The following is an 800-nucleotide window of genomic DNA, read 5'->3' on the forward strand; positions in this document are numbered from 1 at the left end:
AATTAATGAGAGAAGAGTAATTATTAACGGTAAGGTTGCAAAAATTGGTGACCAAGTAAATCCAGGTGATGATGTACGCGTAAATGGAGAGCAACTTCGTATTGCTCGAGATCACGTATATATCGCTTTAAATAAACCAGTAGGTATTACATGTACGAGTGAAAAAGCTGTAAAAGGTAATATTATCGATTTAGTGAATCATCCATTACGAATTAGTCACATTGGACGTCTTGATAAAGACTCAGACGGTTTAATTTTGTTAACGAATGATGGTGATATCGTTAATGAAATTTTACGTGCTGAAAACAAACATGAAAAAGAATATATCGTTTCAGTAGATAAGCCAATTACACCTGATTTTCTAGAGAAAATGGCAGCTGGTGTGAAAATTTTAGGAACGAAAACGCTTCCTTGTGAAGTAACACAGTTATCAAAATATGAATTCCAAATTATTTTAACTCAAGGGTTGAATCGTCAAATTCGTCGTATGTGTGAAGCTTTAGGTTATCAAGTATACACGTTAAAGCGTACAAGAATTATGAATATAGAATTAAATAATTTACCTGTTGGACAGTGGAGAGATTTATCGAAGAAAGAGAAACGACGTCTATTTTCAGACTTAAATTACGAACCACAAGATTGGTAAAATTGAGAAGAGGAAACCAAAAATCTATTTTTGGTTTCTTTTTTTATTTAATAAAAAATTATTTTTAAACACTTGCAAAAATAAAATGAATAAGATATAGTAAATAACAATTAATGGATGTACTTTTAAAAGCAAAGAAAAGGACACGAGTTAT

General features: G+C 30.9%; 1 protein-coding gene. It reads left to right on the forward strand.

Annotation, left to right across the window (positions count from 1 at the left end):
* A partial coding sequence (locus tag DN394_RS28700) for a pseudouridine synthase (RefSeq protein ID WP_149294465.1) occupies positions 1–646 on the forward strand: 646 nt, incomplete at its 5' end.
* Between the last annotated feature and the right edge of the window lie 154 nt (positions 647–800).

This window comes from Bacillus sp. BB081 (assembly GCF_008368895.1).
Classification (GTDB): Bacteria; Bacillota; Bacilli; order Bacillales; family Bacillaceae_G; genus Bacillus_A; species Bacillus_A wiedmannii.